Source organism: Glutamicibacter arilaitensis Re117 (assembly GCF_000197735.1).
Lineage (GTDB): Bacteria > Actinomycetota > Actinomycetes > Actinomycetales > Micrococcaceae > Glutamicibacter > Glutamicibacter arilaitensis.
In genome coordinates this window covers 895,400-914,429 of the sequence record NC_014550.1, presented here as the reverse complement: position 1 = coordinate 914,429, position 19,030 = coordinate 895,400, and the positions used below count along the sequence as shown (strand labels likewise).

The following is a 19,030-nucleotide window of genomic DNA, read 5'->3' as shown; positions in this document are numbered from 1 at the left end:
TAAAATCATCCCTAAGTAAGCTCTTTTACCCAGCGAAAGCTGAGAAAGTAGAAGAATGAATTCACGCTTAAGCAGTGTCGTTTCCGCCGCACTTCTCCTTACCATGCCGATATTGGCTGGATGTTCCATATTGGACCCGCAACGCGACCTGACTCTGCACACGTTCGTAAACTCCGAGAATGAAGGAGTTGAGGATGCCACGACACAGCCGGAAGACATCACAAAAACGGCATGCGCACCCCCGGTCGATTGCGTTGAGGCGTATAGCACCGCCGAGGCAGACTATTTTCGATTTGAGAGCAAAAAGCGTGCCGAGGAATATGGGGCTACCGTAAAGGACGGGTTCGTTATCAACTACATCGTGATGGACTTTGCGGGTAAAGAAGCTCCCGTGGAGAACCAGCTTTGGGCGATGCAGGAGCTGGCAGGCACTTGGAATGACTACGAAGGCGATTTCCCAGACCGCCGCTAACATCTTTCCTTAGATCAGCACTCTCAGCTTTCGCGCTTAGCTAGGTCAATTGATATATAGCTTCGGCCCTATTCTCAAAGCTCCGTGGCCATTGAAACCGAGAGCAGAAGACACCTAATCGTTGCTGATTTCATAGAAAAAATAAAGAGATGGGCGCAATAATTACCGGCCCATCTCCTCACGAATCTCTATCAAAGGGGCTCTTCAAGTTTTAGCGTGGTGAGCCCGAAAAATAAGTAAGGCCCGCAGTCCTCTGCGAAAATGGATGTTGTCTAGACAAACCATCAGCAAGGAACTACGAGCCGTGTTTAAGGATACCGGTGGAAACGACGCTGCGTCGATTCTTCTCAACCTCACTGACTACCGCGTCATCGACGCAACCCAAGAACCAGCCGGACGACAAGTCCTTATCGAGCCCAAAGCCACAGAGGCAGCCTGTCCAACTTGTGGGGTGATCACCACCCGCATCCACGCCAGACCAGTGCACCGGGTCAAAGACCTCCCAACCGGTGGCAACGACATTAAGGTCCTGGTGCGCAAACGCCGGATGGCCTGCCAAGAGACCGCCTGCGAACGCCGCTCGTTCGTGCAAACCACCGAACAGCTACCGTTGAGGGCCAGAATCACTACCAGGCTCTCTCAAAAGCTCGTGGACGAGATGAGCTGCGAACTGCGAGCCGTGTCCAGGGTCGCTTCTGCGTACCAAGTTTCCTGGCCAACCGTGATGGCAAGAGTGAACATGGTCGGTGAGCTTGTAGGCAACGTGGACCGCATGTTCATCCGCCGTCTCGGTATTGATGAGCACCGTTTTCGTAAGGTCCGCTACGCACGCGGCCGCACCGGGAAAGTGGTCCGTATTGAGCCGTGGTCTATTGTCTTCACCGACCTGGATACCGGAAAAATTCTAGATATTGTGGACGGACGACGCTGTGCAGCGGTGAAGAAGTGGTTGAAGTCCCGGCCACGGTACTGGCGTCAACGAGTACAGTACGTGGCCATTGACATGTCTGCTGAGTTCCGCAAAGCGGTGCGGGAGAACCTGCCGAAAGCAAAGATCAGCGTGGACCATTTTCATGTCATTCAGCGGGCGAATCTCATGATTACTCAGGTGCGCCGGCGTCGCTCCCACGAGGTGCTCCAGCGCCGAGGAAGGGCCGCTGATCCGGCCTACAAGTATCGGAAACTGTTGACCTGCAATTTGGAGAACTTGTCGATTAGGCAAGTTGAGCGGCTGAAGTTGATCCTTGAAGCAGATCCTGAGCTGGGCGTGATTTATGGGATTAAGGAACACGTGCGGGAGCTGTTGAAAACCAGGGATATCCATGATTTTCAATCGAGGTGGGCGGTGCTGGAGAAATCGGTGAAGGCAACGAAAATGGTGGAAGCGAAGTCGTTGTTCCGGACGCTGACTGCGTGGAGGCGCGAGTTGCTGGTGTTCATTCGTACGCGGTTGACGAATGCTCGGAGCGAGGCGGCGAACCTGACGGCGAAGAACTTGAAACGGATCGGTCGGGGTTATCGGAATCATGGTCATTACCGGGTCAGGATATTGTTATACACGGCGGGGCTACGGCCGTGCTGAGCATCCTGCACCACGCTTAAACTCGAAGAGCCATCAAAGGACCTAGTTCGGCACCTTAACCCGGGCAGTTTTCGTTGGCGTAGGGAGACGAGTGTAAAGGATGGATAAGACCACGAGCTGATTCGCGGTTACGTGGCTGCCGCGCAGACAACGGATGCCGAAAACCCTTTGCAGAAAACGATGAATACGAAATTTTTCAAGCGCATAAAGACACTGAATCAAAAAACGACCGTTTAGAAACGGCTGATCCTGTTTTCCACTATTTTGCCTGCCCCCTTAACTCACGTCTGAACTACCGTGTAACAACGAGGAGGCCCACGATGTCACATGGAACTCAGACGTAACGTCACATTAGATGGGAATCTTTGTACGCCAAAGATCCGATAGGGCCGACTAACGAACCTAGGCAAGTCCCTGCAATGACAACGCTTAAAATATCCAACTCCTGAAATTGTCCAACTGCAAGCGCTGTAAGTAGGCCAACTGTGGATACAGCTACAAAAGATGCAAGAACGCTGCGGGAAGCCCTCCACCGCTTCATCCCTAAAATGAAGACCAAGACAGAAACTACAGACAAGGCAACGGATCCAAGGAGTGAGAAAGGTGCATAGAATGCTAAATATCCCAAAAATGCTTGGGAGATTGAATTGTACTGGGGGTCAAGCAGAGAAGCGATGACAACTAGCAATGGGATTAAAATTGAGAATAATAATGAATTGATAATTATTCTGGAAATTTTTAGTTCAGTTTCGCGCATCGCAGCCTCTGCTAGTGGTCCGTATACCCATTGTTGGTATGGTCGTACAACCCTGTTTAGAACAGGAGTCAAGATCAATCTACTCGACGTGGCAGCGAATCGCCGACATTTAACAAACCCTTATTCTTATAAGCAGAGGCGGCGAGTCTGCTTTGGCAATCCCGCCACCTCATGAGGCGCTAAATATGCGATCTTAGGCTGCTTCTTGGCCTACCTATTCGCTTCTCTAGCAATCCTGTAGGCAAAAGTCTTCCACGTTTTCTGCGAAGCGTTCTTATTCAGCCATTGAGGGATCTTGGAACTCGTCACCTTGGCCGTCACGCCTAAGGCAAATTCATTGTTGCGTCCACTAAAGAGGCTCTTCAGGATTGAGAGTGTAGCCACCTAAAACCAACACCCGGGATCCCGGGCATGTCGCCAAAACGCGAAAAAGTCGAGGTCTTCCAGAAGAATGGAAGTTTCCACACAAACATTCTTGAAAGACCTCGACGTTGCTCAATTCTACCTTCACCGAACCAGACCTCACCACTTTCACCGGACTTGATGGCTTAGGACTCACCGCAATTGGGCAGTACCTGGGCGCAGCGAAAGCCGAGATCCTCTGCCACGTCACCACCCCGAACCCGTGGTGCCGCACCTGCGGGGGCGAAGGAACACCGAGGGATACCGTCACCCGCAGACTTGCCCACCAACCCTTCGGTTGGCGTCCGACCGTCCTGGTCATCAAACACCGACGCTACCGCTGCGGCCACTGCCAACGGGTGTGGCGTGAAGATCTGTCCAGAGCTGCACCGGAACGCCAGAAAATCAGCAGGACCGGCCTGGCCTGGGCCTTGAACGGTTTGGTCTGCCAACACCTCTCCGTCTCACGGATCGCCGAAGGCCTCGGCGTCACTTGGAATACCGCCAACGACGCAGTGCTGGCTGAAGGCCAACGCCTGCTGATCGATGACCCTGCACGGTTTTCCGGCGTCAAGGTCTTAGGCGTAGACGAACACGTATGGAGGCATACCCGCACCGGCGACAAATACGTCACCGTCATCGTGGATCTCACCGCCGTGCGCGATGGCACCGGCACCGCACGCCTGCTGGATATGGTTCCAGGAAGGTCCAAAGCCGTATTCAAGACCTGGCTGGCCGGACAAGACGACCAGTGGAAGCAGGGCATTGACGTGGTCGCGATGGACGGGTTCACCGGCTTCAAAACCGCAGCTGCCGAAGAGCTTCCCCACGCGGTGGAGGTCTTGGATCCGTTCCATGTCGTCAAATTGGGTTCCGAGGCCCTGGATCAAACCCGGCAGCGGGTCCAGCGCGAACAGCATGGCCGGCGGGGACGCAAGGATGACCCGCTGTATAAGTGCCGTCGGACCTTGACCACGGGGCTGTCCTTAGCCACTGACAAGCAGAAAGCCAAGCTTGAGGACCTTTTTACGGCGCCGGAGTATGAGCCGGTTCAACTGGTCTGGAGCGTGTATCAAAAGATGGTGGATGCCTACCGGCAACCGAAACCAGAGATCGGGCGGTGGGCGTTGGAGCAACTGATCAACGGGGTTGGCTCAAAGGTCCCGAAGGGGTTGCCGGAGCTGAAGAAGCTCGGTGGCACCCTGCGGCGGAGGAAGACGGACATCCTCGCGTATTTTGACCACGTCGGCAGTTCAAATGGGCCTACTGAAGCGCTCAATGGCCGGTTAGAGCATTTGCGGGGTATCGCGTTGGGGTTCAAGAATCTGACGCACTATATCGCACGGTCGTTGCTGGAGACTGGCGGGTTTAGGCCTTGGTTACACTCTCAATCCTGAAGAGCCATGAATCGGCGGTTTTCTTGTCGCGTAAACGATCGTTTTCGGTGTCCGTATAAGGCACCCTCACCGGGCATTTTATCGGGCGGGGTATACGGGAATATCAAATATTTGAAACCTCAGAGTTTCAAAAAATGAATGAGTCACAGAGACAGAGGTCCCGCATAAGGACCGGCTATCGGAACACTGCAATTCAATTATGCGGTCAGACCCCTTGCGGGACGACGCCACTGATTGCGCAGCCAAACAGAGGGCTCTACCTGGTCCTGCTACGGGACAGCCTTTGACTTGATTCCGTCGGCAAGCTGAAGTCCAATTGCTATCTGGCTCCACTCGCCCTTAGCGTACGATTTTTTCCGTTTTCTGCGGCGACCCGGATTCAACTTGGCTGCCTGGAACAAAGTTACGGGCGCACCGCGAATCCTCGGAGGATGAGGTCATTGCTGAACTCGTCAACTAGGCCCGGAAGGACTGTTCGAGAAACTTCGCGTCCGGTGTCACGGTCATAGGCAATGATGCGGTAGTCGGAACCGTCGTTGTTGTCCACCAACTGGACAACCTCAGAGGGAGTGAAGACTGCTTGGGATGAGGATGCTTGACTGGTGTGCCCCTCCACATTGAACTTATGGGTCGTTTCGCCTGTTTTCAGATCAGTGGTAAATATTGCATTTCCTGCCCCGTACCATTCAATGGCACCCTTGCGGATGGAAGCCGAGCCCAGTTGCGGTAGACCTGTTCCATCATCACGCATGAGGGGTTCATCGTTCGAAACATTTGTGAGAGGCACTTCTGTGTACTTACCGGTGCGTGTGTCCCAGGCCGATAAAACAGGCTTGGGCTGATCACCTATCGATTGGGAGCTGGCATCGGAAAGGTAATATACACTTCCGTCTACACAGGGTGCATCGGGAACCACTGCGCCTTCAGTGGCTAAGTTACTTGAACCAAGAACGTGCTCGGACCCGTTCTTGGTCCCAGTCAATTGGGCGAACATCATGGGTTCTTTTTCAAGCTCCCCAGGAGGAGTGTATCGTCCTGTCGTGCGGCTGGCGCCATAGATCATGTCACCGCATTGGGAAGTGATGAAGTAGTTGCCCTCGGCTTCATGCAACGTCGATTTTCCGTCTGAGGAGATCACAACCTGACTCGCGTATCCATTTTCTATGAAGCCGTCGTTGTAGACTCCAATCGATGAACCGTTATCGGTTGAAAACATTCCATTCTGACTGTCCGTTTTGGGGCTCGGAGAAATTTCGAGTCCAGAATCATCGATCTTGTAGTCATTGTTCATGTCGCTGAAGAACAACGCCTTCTCGTTCCAAGCGAACAGCCCGTTGTCCATACCATCTGTCTCAACCAGCTGGTAGGAGCCATCTTGCTCAAAGAGCAGGACTTTTCCTTGGGACCCTTTCTCCGCGTCCAAGTCAGTGCTTGGCGGGCTGAGGTATACCGCATACTTGGTTTGCCCCAGATCCTGCAGATTGGATTCCGCAGGGGCACGCGTTTCTACACCCCCTGTGCAGCCAGACAAAGCCAGGGCAAGCAGGGTTCCCAATGTGATTGCCACGGGGCGGGTTCGAGTCATGTTGCGTTTCTTCCGATCAGCTGCAGTGGGTCGGCGGCAGATTTCTTGTCAGCCGACCCACTACATTATTGGTGGTGTTGGGTTAGAAGGTTTTGTATGTTGTCGTCCGGCTCGATTTCTTGATGTCGTACGGATAGACTCCGAGCCCTCCGTTTCCATCTAAGTCAATGCTTTTGTTTACTAATTTGAACGCCGCCCATACGAGCTGTGAACAGTTCATGTCTCTGCCACTGGCAGATTTATTGACAGCAAAATTCATGTTGTAGTTCTTGCCTGTCAATCCCTTTGCGCGGTTGGCAGCGTTGGTCTTCACTGACGCAATGTGGTTTACCTGCTGTTTGACCGCGCCTTTGCTCACTTTGTAATTGAGGGAGCTTGTTGACCTGCTCTTCTTGTTTCTTCCGGGGGCTTCGACGAGGACTGTCTTCGAAATAAAAATACCGGTGTGGCCATGATTGATAATGCCATAACCGGCAGGCATCACGAATACGTCGCCGCCTTGTTTTGCGGACCCCAAGTTGTAGATCCTACCCCCGCCGGCATTTGCTGGCGCAGCGCCCTGGGTTAGCGATGAGCTCTTACTCGCAACAGGGGCGGCAGCCGCAACCGATTGACGATTTTCAGCAAGTGCCTTATTGGTAGCTTGGCTCAGGGTCAAGCCATTTTCCTTGGCATATGTCGTGAGAGATGACTTGAGCTCGGAGATGGGCAAGCCGGGGCTCATAGCGGCGAGCTCCTGGATGGCTTTGGATTCAGTTGCGGCGGAAACTGGGATCGCGGAAGTTACGAGCAGCAATCCTGACAACGCCAGGCCGGCAATGGCTAAACGCTTTTTCATGAATGCACCTTTCGTGCAAGGAGACGATGGGTTGGCACTGGTTGTGCGCCCAATGCACAGAATAATTCATGTTTTCGATTAACTTCTCCCGACGTTCTGAAAATGCGGAAAAATTTGCTTTACCTAGGGAACTTAATCATTGCCATATGGATTTAAGAGTGAATTGTTATCCGGTATTTGTTACGATTCGAGGTTTGAAGATTGATCGGCGGGTTTCTTGGATACAACGCTATGCGAGTCTCGAAGTGTTGGACTCGGAGCCGTTCGCTTTGTTGTACGAGACGCCGGGGGGTGCCCCTATGTTAAAAGTCAAGCAATTTTCTGCTCCGGAGCGTCATAAAGGGAACCATCGCGGATCATCGCAAACAGTACTGTCAGTCGACGGAGAGCATTCCGAATCTTGCAAGTCCTTCTGCGGTTCTGGTGTCGATGCCCTACTCGAGGACACGTAATCCCACATCACGCTCGCTTAGGGCCGCACCGAGGATCACCAGGTGGAGCACCGAGCGTCCGAGCCTGTCCATTCGGGTGATGACCAGCTGGTCGCCGGCGCGGATGGTCGGGGCGAGGGCCTTGTCGAGCTCGGGCCTGCTGGTCTTGGCACCGCTGGCATGGTCGAATGGTTGTGCGTCGGTGTAACCCTCCACCGTATGTCTTCTGTGTGTGATCAACTTTAAGTAAGCCATCACGGCTGAAGAAATAGGCCATTAAAGCGGCCACATTTGAGCCATTAAAGCGGTAAAAGTAGGCCACCTACGCCACCGGGTCTGCCAAGAATCCTTCGCAGCCTCGACCGTGGCCACCACGTTGATCACCACACCCAGACGGTTCCCGCCCTTTGCTTGTCGTTCCTGTCACGAAGAAGACAGCAAAGGACATGGGCCCGTCTGGCCAGATAAGTTCCTTACGGCGCCCCATTTTTGCCTATGTACGGCGCCGGAAGGTCTGGAAGGAAATGACGGAACCCATGTCCGTGCAAGAAACTATCAGGAAATTAGACTCAGAGGGTATCTCCGGGCGAAAAATCGCCGTTCAGCTGAACCTCAGCCGAGCCACTGTCGCCAAATACTTGAGCATCACTAACTATTCACCGGCCCCACCCAGAACGGGTCAACGTCCCGCGGGCTCAGTCATCACAGGCTTCGAGGAGACTATCAGTACCTGGCTCGAAGGCGACAGAGGCCGGCCACGCAAGCAACGCCATACCGCCCAACGCGTCTTTGACCGGCTCGTGGATGAAGAAAACTATCAAGGCACGTATTCACCGGTGCAGCGATTCATCAAACGATATAAGCAGGAACGCCAAAGCGACAACGACGGATTCCTCGAGCTGGATTGGGCTCCGGGCACCATTCAAGTGGACTTCGGCGAAGCTGAGGTCATCTTGAATGGCGAACAAAAAGTCGTGCACCTTTTCGTAGTTACCTTCCCGTATTCGAATATGCGCTTCGCGCAGGCTTACGGCGGGCAGACTGCTGAATGCGTGTGCCACGGGTTGCGGACCGTCTTCGAACACATCGGTTCGGTGCCGCATCGGATGATCTTTGATAACGCCACCGGAGTGGGGCGCAGGGTCAAAACCAAGGTGCTGGAAACGAAATTATTTGCTGCGTTCAAAGCGCATTACCGGTCCGAGGCGAAGTATTGCAATCCATATTCCGGTAATGAGAAGGGCAATGTTGAAAATGCGGTCGGTTTCTTGCGCCGCAATCTGATGGTTCCACTGCCTGTTGCAGCGAGCTTGGAAGGGCTCAATAAAGTACTGCTCGAACGTTGTGACCGGCTCGGAGACAAGCCGCATTGGCGGCGCAAGATTCTGATCAAGGACCTCTTCGCCCAAGATGTTCAGGCTGGTTTGGCGTTACCGGGGGTAGGTTTTGATCCGGTGCGTTACGAGAGCCGTAAGGCCGATAAATACGGCCACCTGAAAGTGGGATCCAATACGTATGCCGCTGGCCCGGTGTTCGCTAGGAGGTCGTTGACGGTCGGGATCCGTCACGACGTCGTGGAGATCCTCGACGAACAAGCCTCGGTGTTGAGAAGGTTTCCCCGAATTTTCGGGGATCACCCGGAAATAATCATGGAACCATCCGGGGTGCTCGCGTTGCTGGCTCACCGTCCGGGAGCGTGGGCTAACTCCCCAGTGCGGGCGGTGGTTTCTGACCCCGTGCGTGACTGGATGGATACCGCGCACACCGAGGACCGGCGCCGGCTACTGACCGCGCTGGACAAGGCCAGCGAGACTGCCGGGTTTGAAACCGCAATACAGGCAGCAGGGCAGATCATTGAGCAAGGTGATGATCCTGGCCATGAAACGTTAAGCATGCTCGCCAGGAGGTTGGCCGAAGGTACCGAACCGGAAACTGGGGATGTTGACCTGTCTGTTTATGATCGGCTCTTCGCAGCCCAGGAAGAATCGGTGTTGGCATGAATCCGGTGAGCGTTGAAGAGTTGGTGCAGGCTGGACGGGCGGCTTCGATGACCGCTTCGGTGATCTCTGAGTGGGCGCATAAAGGCACCCCGAAGCAGCGTGAATTCCTTTATGAGCTGCTCCAAGCCGAGCATGAGTCCCGCACGGCGTCGCGTCATCAACGGTTGTTGAAGGCTGCGAAGTTGCCGGCGTTGAAATCGTTGGTGGGCTATGACTGGACCTCGGTGACCTTCCCGACTGATTATGGGCGGGAAGCGTTGAGTGATTTGGATTTCTTGGACCATGCCCAGGATTTGGTGCTGTTCGGCGACGTGGGTACCGGCAAAACGCATTTGGCCACTGCGTTGGCTGCCGCTGCGTGCCTGCGGGGTATTCCGGCGAGGTTCTTCACGACTGCGTCGCTGGTGATGACGCTGCGCCGGGCGAAAGATGAGGGGCGGTTGGATAAGGAGCTCGGCTCCATCGCGAAGAATCAGCTCCTTGTCATTGACGAATTTGGGTATCTTCCGATCGATAGTGACGGGGCCAGGCTGCTTTTCCAGGTCATTGCTGACGGGTATGAGAAACGCAGTCTGGTGTTGACAACAAATTTGGAGTTCAAACGTTGGGGTACCGTCTTTGGCGATGACAATATGGCTGCCGCGGTCATTGACCGGATTGTTCATCACGGGAGGCTGTTGCAGTTCCGTGGGCAGTCGTACCGGGTGAAGCACGCGTTGATGAAATGAGCGTAGATCATGATGAACCAGTTGAGGAACATAGCGGAGAACACGTTGAGGAAGGGCAGGTGATGGGCGTGCAGATACCGGGGCGGTGGCATCCTGAAGGGCTCACTTTGGAGGAGGATTTGGCGTTGCTGGCCAGCGGGGAAGGAACTGGCTGGTGGGATGAGTCCGGCCGGCCAGCTCCATGGCCACAGGATTTTCTTGACCCTGCTGCGGGCTGGTCCCAAGACGGGGTGCTGGCTGTTGACTGGGTGCAAGGTGCCCAGGTTCCGGAAGTGAAGCCCCTGGAGCAGTTACTGGATGAGTGGGACGGTGCCGAGCCACCGTTCTAAGTCGTGCACTATTGCCGTGGCAGGCCATGGATCGTTGTGTTTACGGGGTTTTTGGCCTGCCGCGGTGGCGTTAGCGCTGTTATGGTCTATTTCTGCGCTGAGATGGCCTACTTTTTAGCGCTTTAATGGCCTACTTAAACTTGACGAAACACAGTCTTCACTGCCGGAACGTTCGCTTCCTCCAGAACGGGTCTCTCTTTATAGCTGTTTGAGCCCGTCCCGTAAGACGTTCGTTTATAGGACAGCAAAGGAATGAAGGTCAGTGCAAGTCAGGCTGGCGGTTCAACTGATATTTCTTTTGCAAGGCCCACTCATTTTGGTCCAAGAGATATGAACTTTCCGGGAACCAAGCCAACCACTGAAGCATATTTTCACTATCCGCCTATGCTGAGTAGAGCAGCCTCCGGCGTTTATGATCCATTCATTGTGCACGAGATAACTTTGATCTGAGTTCCTCTAAGTGCGAAGCTAAAATTTGACGCTGGTCTCGGGTGAACCTTCTGGCCTGCATATCGAGAACCACTCGACCACAGTTTTCTCCCACTCCCAACAGCTGAGAGACACTGGTTGGGTCCCTTTAAGCAGTCCAGCAGCTATGCGATAGCTAACTGATTCTCTCTAACCCACTCATCCCAAAACCGGGACGGCGTCAACCCATCCAAAGACCCATGGGGACGCTCATGATTGTAAATGTCCTTCCATTCATCAGCCAAATACTTCGCTTCCACCATAGTGTCCATAATTTCCCCGGAAAGCTGTTCACGCCGGAACTGCGCATTGAACGACTCGATAAAACCGTTCTGCCAAGGTGAGCCCGGATCGATAAACGCAGTGGACACCCCCACAGTGTTACACCAATCCACCAGCGCGCCAGCAGTGAACTCAGGCCCGTTATCACACCGCACAAACGTTGGCTGGATCCCAATTTCAGCAATGATGTCCTCCAAAACAGCCACCACATCAGCAGCTTTAAAAGACCTGCGGGGAATGATCGCCAAAGCGGTCCGCGTGTACTCATCAATGACATTGAAGAACCGGATATGACGGCCACAAGAGGTGACATCCGACTGGAAATCAAAGCTCAGTACATGCATCGGGTACTCGGCGGTCAACCGCTTCTGTTCCCCAGCGTCTGGGCCGGTGCGCCGCTTCTTTCGACGCTTGGGCTTACAGACCAAGCCTTCTTCTCGCCATAATCGTCGGATGCGCTTGCTGTTCAAGACAGTGTCTTTCCATCGTTCGGTGGCCAGCAAGTGCCAGCGGGCTTTGCGCCAGCCCCACGTTGGATGCTTAGACGCGACAGCCCTCAAGTCGGCTCGTAGCTGCGCTTCGTCAAAGCTCATCGGTGTTTTTTTCTTACGTAGTGCAGAGCGGTTCTGGCCCAGAACGTGGCAAGCGAAGCGTTCGGATGCCCCGAATTTTTCCATCGCCATCCGTACAGCACGGCGGCGTGGTTCGGGGCTTAGAATTTTCCCTTGGCAACCTCAGTAAGGATGTCGTTGGCGAGCATCTGATCAGCGAGCAGCTTCTTGAGGCGCGCGTTTTCCCTCTCTAGCTCCTTGGTACGTTTGCTGGCTTCAGCGTTTTTCTCGGACCCGTACTGGTTGATCCAGCGGTACCAAGTAGCTTCAGTGATCTGAAGTTCCTTGATGACCTCGATCATCGGGTGTCCGTCGTTGAGCATCTTTTGTCCTTGGCGGACTTTAGCGATGACCTGGTCTGGTGTGTGTCTGCGTGCCATTGTTTCTGTGATTCCTCCTGTGTCCATTGTCGGACACGAGTACTCACATAGTCACTGGACTACTTTCCGGGGACCCAACCAACACGAAGATTAGCTTCGTCCAGGTTCTCAGAACTTCCTATCGCGTCGAAAACCTCCTCACGCCGATCGATCGCTTGAACTAAAGCCTCGAGGATCATCATTTCTTGTTTCGTCTGCAGCTCGCTCTCATGCATGCGGCGATTATTTCACAAACTTTAATCCTGGGGTAGACCACCTCCGGCGGATGGATTCGAATACTCCCGATTGGAGTAGCCCAATACGTTGTTCTGACACGTTCATGCTGATTCTGAGTCAATACTGAAGGCGCAGGAAATATCCTAAATCGTGGTCTGGACTGAATATTCAGAGCGGACCGGAGTTTGGCAGCTTGGCCAAGCAAGCCAGGAATTCGCAAACTGGAGGTCAATATGACGGCAGAGCGATCCAAAACCGAGTTTTAAAAGGCACCATCGCGGTAGTTACTCAGCCGTGGGCACTCAAGATCCAGCTGTTCATCTTGCTCTCTGTGTGCCGTCCCGTAGAGCGTTCGACCTATGGGATCGCTGAATCAGCTTTAGTGGAGAAGTTTCTGGTCGACGCTAGGCTAGTCGCATGATGACAGTTATTTCAGCGCCAGCGGATCTCGTCGTAGCAACCAATATAGGTGTGGGCGTCCGATTTGCTGGTATCGAATCGATTGCAGATGTTCCCATCGTTTCTGACGAATGGCTGGGGAAAGAAGGACTTAGGCTCTATCTTCAGGGAATACGTAGCGACGAAACTCGGCAACGCGACGCTCGCTTCGAAGAACAACTAAACCAATGGGGTGCGCTTCGAGAACTCTCTGGAGTCGAAGCTGCAGGAGACCCGCCCTCAATGCCCGGACAGCTCGTTCTTGGAGTAGTTGGAGCGGTTATCTCGGATGACGTAGGCACCACATATCGGTTGAGCGCTGGACAGGTTGCTGGGGGCATGTCCGGCTGGGAATCCACTTGGGTATATCTTCCCGCACCTCCAAAAACGGCACGGGTTCTCACTCTCGAATTCACCGTTAATGGCGGGCCAACCGGCAAGATCTGCAAAATTCAACTGGACTGACCTAGAGGATTCTCGCATAGCGTTCCTCTTACGGGCGGTAGAAACTCTCGCTCATACCTATTGAATTTCATCATGGCCAAGTCGAAGACGAGCTTTGAACCGATCAATCGACTCTTATATGGAACAGTCGTGTCAGCTAGGAACGGGAAAAGTGCGTGCAACTGTTAAACATCAAATTGAAAGCTCGCATCTGGGCTGTTCCAACGGATGACTTGTTGCCTGCCAAATAGGCATGTCGTAAGGTATTTTAAACGCTACTGTTATGACTATCACATTTGGAGCCAAGGTTTGGCCAGGAAATTTTATATGTTCATTAAGGCATGGCGAAGTTGTTCCAACCTTCCCTTCGGGTTTTTAGAAGGAGCCCAGAATTGAACATAACGCTTTCCGACGTGAAGCTAGAGTTCGGCACGATGGCGGAAAAACCTATCTCGTACGAATTCTCAACTGGTGCATTCACCGTGTTGCGGGGACGAAGCGGAACAGGAAAAACTACGCTCCTTCACACCATGGCTGGCTTCCAGGCTCCTGAAAGTGGCAATGTCTACTGGGACGAGCAAGACTATTACTCGTTCAGCAAGTCCAAGCGCGAGAGTCTTCGTCAGGAAAATGTTGGATGGGTTGATCAAGAATACGGAATGATCAGTTCACTGACCGTCCAAGAGAACATAGTTTTGGGATGTAGCCGTGGCCAGATAAAGACGTTGCGTCCAATGGTCTGCGAGCTGGCCGAAGCGCTTGCCATCACCCATGTTCTGAAATCGCGACCAATGAATATCTCTGGCGGAGAGCGTCAGCGTGCAGCCATTATCAGAGCCTTGATCTACCAGAGTCGTTCTGCCTTCATTCTCGACGAACCAACGTCGGCCTTGGACCTGCACTCTACAGAGCTCGTCATGGATCTGTTGCTGCGGAAATGCCACAATGGTGCAACCTTGGTCATCGCTTCGCATGACCAAGAAGTCATTGCCCGCGCCGAACATATAATCGAGCTAGACCACACTCTCACTATGTCTGACATTGCGAATCCATGAAGTCATTCCTACGACTGATGCGGGATACACCCAAACTCGCCGCAAGTATCATCGCTATCGCAGCCATCACTGCTATGTTCCTCTCGCAAATGGTTGTCCAAGGGAATGCCCAAGAAAAAATTGCCGAAACGTGGCGCGGTGCCTACGACATCCTCGTGTTGCCTGCTTCAGCATCTAACCAAGAGCTGACAGATGAAGAAGGCCGCACACTGCTTGACTCGAACTTCGCCAACGTTTCAGGCGACCCGATTCCCAGCAAACTCTTGCAGTCCATCGACAAGCTAGAGAACGTGGACGTCGCAGCGCCCATCGGTTTTATCGCCCGGTACTCTGGTGCATCGGAAGTGCCCACGTTAACAATTCCCTTGGACATTTTTGATCAGAACTCAAAATTAGCGTTGAGATTGACACAGAAGGTAGTCATCAACGATGGACTAACTGACAGACTTGCGACGGTCAACACAGATACCATGGTGCTCGACTCCTCAGAATACGAGGGTGGCCCAATCATGCCCTTTGGCGAAAACTTCATGGTCGTTGGGAATCGAGACATTCCATATGTCAGCGTGGGCGACGGTAATCTCAGGATTGCTCTCAACCAGTTGCCAGATGTTTCAACTACGCTCTTCGCTGTAGACCCGGTCAAAGAAAAAATGCTACTTGGCGCGGAAAATAGTGGATTTCTCGACCGCCTGGTTGCATTCGAATCAGCAGTTTCCACACTTGATAATACGGGTGTAGCCACTGCTCGGGACTTAGCCGAGCTGGACGCCAACGACCCGGTACGCCAGGATCTATCCAAAATTGGTGTTGACTACGCCTCAAATCCAGCACTCAGGTTTGGCATATATGGCATGGAAAGCCTGGCTGTGCCAATCGTCCAAAATAGTGACGCCTACCCGCCGGCCACTTTGGATACAAAGGTTGAGAAGCTTATGGGCAGTACCAGCGGAGATGCTGAGGACATTCTGAGAACTATGGGAACGGCTGATTTTCAGAACGTTGGAACGGAGTCCCTGAACCTTTCGACCGCATTCCAGCCTTTTGCGGGTTCCCAGCTGAGTCTTCCATGGCCAGGCACAGATGAAATCGCACTTAATAGCTACGCCGGAAAATACGAGGCTTCAACAATCGGTCCACTGCAATGGAGTCCAAGTTCAGATAGTGGGCCTGACAAGCGCCTCACATCTATAGGGGTACAGCCACAAGGATTTACATATGCGACATCAAGGATGAATGAGCAAGTGAAGCTCGGCAACGCAGGCTCTGCCACCGGGCGTTCTTTAGGCGACAGTCAAACATATAGATCCACTGGCCCGATAGATCAAGACGAAGACGGGATGCTGCCGTGGGGGTTTTCAGGAATGCCCAAAGGAAAAGCTGCAGCAGCTCCAATAGTCACCGGACATTTTGAACCGCACAAAATCATTGGCGCGGGTACGTTGCCCCTAGGCGCTTATGATTCCTCGAAAGTAAATGTCTTGGACGAGGAAGGGAACACTCAAGAGGCACTGGAACCGACTTTGCACGGCTTGGGTCTGGCTGCGCAGGCATCAAGTGCGCTGACTACTCTCAACGGAGCCCACACCCTCGGGATCAAAGACCCTGTGAACGCAATACGTGTTCGAGTAGGTGGATTGACCGGAGAGATGGAACAAGATTCAGAGAAGATTGATGCCGTCGCGGCATCTATCGCGGGTTTGGGTCTTAGTGCTTACCCTGTAGCTGGTTCGTCACCACAAAGTGTGCAAGCGTTTGTTCCTAAATACGCGTTCGGTACGGATTCAGATTCCGAGGCTCAGGTTGTCGATTCTTTAGGGTGGGTTGCTCTTGAATACACCACTTTGGGTGCCGGAATTACAGCTCGCGACGCCGTGTCTACTTCGGGTGCTCAAGTGGCAAGCTGGAGCCAGTTCCTCGTGTTGGGATCGTTAATCGCGTTGATCATCATCCAGTATCCAAAACGACGAATAAACAATAATCTACTAGTCGGGCAGTCCTTATCGTACTGGCATCGTTTCAGGTGGCATCTTTCAGAAGATATCTATCTCGTTCTAGCTGTTTTAGTTTTAGTTGCGACCTTAGGTCAAAGGGCGCATTTACAGAATGCTGATTTTACGCGGTGGGATAGCGTAGTGCCCCTGGTTGTCACTGGTCTAGCCGCTCTTGTTGGTGCTTCGCTGTCAGCTCGCGTAGAGGGACAGTTCTCTTCCGAAAGTAGAACGGATATGGGACGTAGGCTTCCCCGTTTGGTACGCGTTATTTCTAGTCGGTTACCGATGCTTCTGACTAAATCCGTAGCTCTGTCCCTAATTGCCGTCGCTATTGCTTTCATGGTGGATCTAGTGGTGCGAAGCAATTATCTTCTTGGAACAACGGAGCTGGGGAAAGAGATTGCCTCTGGCATTATTGGGCCATCTGTCGTGTCTTGCGCTGCCGCGGCTGGCAGTGGGATTTTGATTCTTGCAACCGCTACCCAGTCTGATCTCAAACGCCAGGCTTCAGATTGGGTTGTTGCTACCCGATCGGCAGCAGTTCGGTGGAGAAACATTCGGAGTAAGCAAGTGCTCGAGCACTTCGTGATGTTTTTGCTTGCTGCGTCATTGACGGCTTTTCTATTTGTTGTGTTGTTGAGCGGAGCATCGTTGGATGCATCGTCGGTACCAGTTGGTTTGGCGACTTTTCCGAATCTGGAAATACTTTTGATAGGTATAGCTTCGATTTTTGTTGTTGCGGGGTCTGCTACGTTGCTTCAACTCGCGCTTCGAATGGCCAGAAGTAGGTAACGCGTATATGGGGTACATATCAATTAGTCAATCACGTCGCCTACTGCTTGAAGCAGTTCGGGAGGGTGCAGCTGTTTTCCGGCTGATATTACACTGATTGCTTTCGACGGAGCCGATTATTAGAATTTTCGGTCGGAGAATCCGGGCGACAATTGTTTGCAGGGTGGATTTGCAGGATACTTAATCGCTGAATTTTTATGGCATGTTTTACTGTCCCGTAGAGGGTTCCCCATAGGGTGCGATGAAGAAGGTAAACGTTGTGCTGTGTTTGAATGAAGTATGAAAGCTTCGAGTAAGGCCGTTTGCCTGACAATAGGGGCTCTTCAGGATTGAGGGTGTAAACGCCGTCTAAACCCACCGGTCTCCAACAACGACCGGGCGATATAGTGCGCCAGATTCTTGAACCCCAACGCGATACCTCGCAGATGCTCCAACCTGCCATTCAAAGCCTCGGTAGGACCATTCGAACTACCAATATGATCAAAGTACGCGAGAATGTCCGTCTTCCTCCTGCGCAGGGTGCCGCCGAGCTTTTTCAGCTCCGGCAACCCTTTCGGTACCTTCGTGCCAACTTCGTTGATCAGTTGCTCCAAGGCCCACCGTCCGACCTCGGGCTTCGGTTGCCGGTAGGCATCCACCATCTTCTGATACACGCTCCAGACCAATTGAACCGGCTCATACTCCGGCTCCTTGAACAGGTCTTCAAGCTTGGTCTTCTGCTTTTCCGTAGCCAAGGATAGTCCCGTGGTCAGCGTTCGCCTGCACTTGTAAAGCGGGTCATCCTTGCGTCCTCGACGCCCATGTTGCTCACGTTGAATCCGTTGCCGGGTCTGGTCCAGCGCCTCGGAACCTAGTTTGACTACATGGAATGGATCCAACACCTCCACCGCGTGGGGTAGCTCCTCGACGGCAGCTGTTTTGAAGCCGGTGAAACCGTCCATTGCGACGACTTCAATGCCCTGTTTCCATTGTTCTTCTTGATCAGCCAGCCAGGTTTTGAATACAGCTTTGGATCTTCCAGGGACCATGTCGATCAGTCGTGCGGTACCGGTGCCGTCACGCACCGCGGTGAGGTCCACAATCACGGTGACGTATTTGTCGCCGGTTCGGGTATGCCGCCAAACATGTTCATCGACTCCCAGCACTTTGACCCCGTCGAAGCGGGTTGGATCATCAATCAGTAAGCGTTGACCTTCAGCCAGCACAGCCTCATTGGCGGTATTCCAGGTGACGCCGAGGCCTTCGGCAATTCGGGAGACTGACAAGTGGTGGCAGACCAGTCCAACCAGCGCCCAGCGTAGCCCGGTCCTGCTGATTTTCTGGCGTGGCGCTACTGCTTGGGACAGCTCTTCACGCCAGACTCGTTGGCAATTGGCGCAACGGTAGCGGCGGTGTTTGATGACTAGGACAGTGGGACGCCAGCCCAATGGTTCGTGGGCGAGGCGGCGAGTGACGGTATCGCGTGGAATGCCTGCTGCTCCGCAGGTTTGGCACCAAGGGATCGGGTTGGTGACGTGGCAGAGGATTTCGGCTTTCGCTGCGCTCAGGTGTTGCCCGATTGCGGTCAGTCCCAAGCCGTCAAGATTGGTGAAAGTGGTGAGGTCTGGTGCGGTGAAGGTAGGATTGAGCAACGTCGAGGTCTTTCGAAAATGGCTAGTGTAGTAACTTCCATTCTTCTGGAAGACCTCGACTTTTTCGTGCTCGGCGACATGCCCGGGAATCGGGGTGTTGGTTTCAGGTGGTTACACTCTTATTCCTGAAGAGCCACAATAGGACTCCTGCTGACTTTCGCAGGAGCAGCAGGTAGTTTCGTGATGTTCTTGCAGCCA

General features: G+C 53.2%; 15 protein-coding genes. 9 read left to right on the top strand and 6 right to left on the bottom strand.

Going from position 1 to position 19,030, the window contains the following annotated elements; translation table 11 throughout:
- The first annotated feature begins 55 nt into the window (after positions 1-55).
- Both AARI_RS04625 and AARI_RS04620 read left to right on the top strand, forming a co-directional pair.
- Positions 56-472: a hypothetical protein gene (locus AARI_RS04625; RefSeq protein ID WP_013348180.1), complete on the top strand. Its 417-nt coding sequence runs from the start codon at positions 56-58 to the stop codon at positions 470-472.
- A 304-nt stretch (positions 473-776) separates the two neighbouring features.
- Positions 777-2,054 carry an ISL3-like element ISAar13 family transposase gene (locus tag AARI_RS04620; RefSeq protein ID WP_013348179.1) on the top strand — a complete coding sequence of 426 codons (1,278 nt, stop codon included), beginning with the start codon at positions 777-779 and terminating at the stop codon, positions 2,052-2,054.
- A 346-nt stretch (positions 2,055-2,400) separates the two neighbouring features.
- Here AARI_RS04620 and AARI_RS19585 read toward each other — a convergent pair whose 3' ends face one another.
- Positions 2,401-2,811, bottom strand: coding sequence for a hypothetical protein (locus tag AARI_RS19585; protein ID WP_157867091.1), 411 nt, complete (start codon positions 2,809-2,811; stop codon positions 2,401-2,403).
- A gap of 491 nt (positions 2,812-3,302) precedes the next feature.
- On the opposite strand from AARI_RS19585, the gene AARI_RS04615 reads away from it, so the two are divergent.
- Positions 3,303-4,610, top strand: coding sequence for an ISL3-like element ISAar20 family transposase (locus AARI_RS04615; protein ID WP_013348178.1), 1,308 nt, complete (start codon positions 3,303-3,305; stop codon positions 4,608-4,610).
- Positions 4,611-5,013: 403 nt separating this feature from the next.
- Here the strand turns inward: AARI_RS04615 and AARI_RS04610 are convergent, their stop codons facing one another.
- The 3 genes from AARI_RS04610 to AARI_RS04600 all read right to left on the bottom strand — a co-directional run bounded on the left by AARI_RS04610 (position 5,014) and on the right by AARI_RS04600 (position 7,680).
- Positions 5,014-6,195: a hypothetical protein gene (locus tag AARI_RS04610; protein ID WP_013348177.1), complete on the bottom strand. Its 1,182-nt coding sequence runs from the start codon at positions 6,193-6,195 to the stop codon at positions 5,014-5,016.
- An 82-nt stretch (positions 6,196-6,277) separates the two neighbouring features.
- On the bottom strand, positions 6,278-7,033 hold the full coding sequence (locus tag AARI_RS18465) for a hypothetical protein (protein WP_013348176.1): 756 nt from the start codon (positions 7,031-7,033) through the stop codon (positions 6,278-6,280).
- Between the two features lie 434 nt (positions 7,034-7,467).
- Positions 7,468-7,680, bottom strand: a complete 213-nt coding sequence (locus AARI_RS04600) for a recombinase family protein (RefSeq protein WP_049862564.1) — start codon at positions 7,678-7,680, stop codon at positions 7,468-7,470.
- Between the two features lie 320 nt (positions 7,681-8,000).
- On the opposite strand from AARI_RS04600, the gene istA reads away from it, so the two are divergent.
- Genes istA through AARI_RS04585 form a run of 3 tightly spaced genes read left to right on the top strand, consistent with a single transcriptional unit; the run spans position 8,001 to position 10,521 of the window.
- On the top strand, positions 8,001-9,464 hold the full coding sequence (gene istA, locus AARI_RS04595; protein WP_013348175.1) for an IS21-like element ISAar7 family transposase: 1,464 nt from the start codon (positions 8,001-8,003) through the stop codon (positions 9,462-9,464).
- Positions 9,461-10,192, top strand: coding sequence for an IS21-like element ISAar7 family helper ATPase IstB (istB, locus tag AARI_RS04590; protein ID WP_013348174.1), 732 nt, complete (start codon positions 9,461-9,463; stop codon positions 10,190-10,192). Before istA ends, istB begins: the two co-directional genes overlap by 4 nt.
- Entirely contained in the window at positions 10,189-10,521 is a 333-nt protein-coding gene (locus tag AARI_RS04585; protein WP_013348173.1) for a hypothetical protein, read from the top strand. The genes istB and AARI_RS04585 overlap by 4 nt, the downstream gene beginning before the upstream one ends.
- A gap of 593 nt (positions 10,522-11,114) precedes the next feature.
- On the opposite strand, the gene AARI_RS04580 is transcribed toward AARI_RS04585, so the two are convergent.
- A protein-coding gene (locus tag AARI_RS04580) for an IS3-like element ISAar3 family transposase (protein ID WP_157867089.1) occupies positions 11,115-12,262 on the bottom strand; the annotation gives its coding sequence in 2 pieces (ribosomal slippage) (positions 11,115-11,989 and positions 11,989-12,262; 1,149 coding nt in all).
- A 633-nt stretch (positions 12,263-12,895) separates the two neighbouring features.
- Here AARI_RS04580 and AARI_RS04565 point away from each other — a divergent pair.
- From AARI_RS04565 to AARI_RS04555, 3 genes are all read left to right on the top strand, one after another.
- Positions 12,896-13,381 (top strand): hypothetical protein, encoded by a 486-nt coding sequence (locus tag AARI_RS04565; RefSeq protein ID WP_013348170.1) that lies wholly within the window; start codon positions 12,896-12,898, stop codon positions 13,379-13,381.
- Between the two features lie 371 nt (positions 13,382-13,752).
- Complete coding sequence (locus tag AARI_RS04560) at positions 13,753-14,415, top strand: ABC transporter ATP-binding protein (protein ID WP_157867088.1); 663 nt, start codon at positions 13,753-13,755, stop codon at positions 14,413-14,415.
- Positions 14,412-17,201: a hypothetical protein gene (locus AARI_RS04555; RefSeq protein WP_013348168.1), complete on the top strand. Its 2,790-nt coding sequence runs from the start codon at positions 14,412-14,414 to the stop codon at positions 17,199-17,201. Before AARI_RS04560 ends, AARI_RS04555 begins: the two co-directional genes overlap by 4 nt.
- A 323-nt stretch (positions 17,202-17,524) precedes the next feature.
- Here AARI_RS04555 and AARI_RS04550 read toward each other — a convergent pair whose 3' ends face one another.
- Complete coding sequence (locus AARI_RS04550; protein WP_013347368.1) at positions 17,525-18,832, bottom strand: ISL3-like element ISAar19 family transposase; 1,308 nt, start codon at positions 18,830-18,832, stop codon at positions 17,525-17,527.
- Between the last annotated feature and the right edge of the window lie 198 nt (positions 18,833-19,030).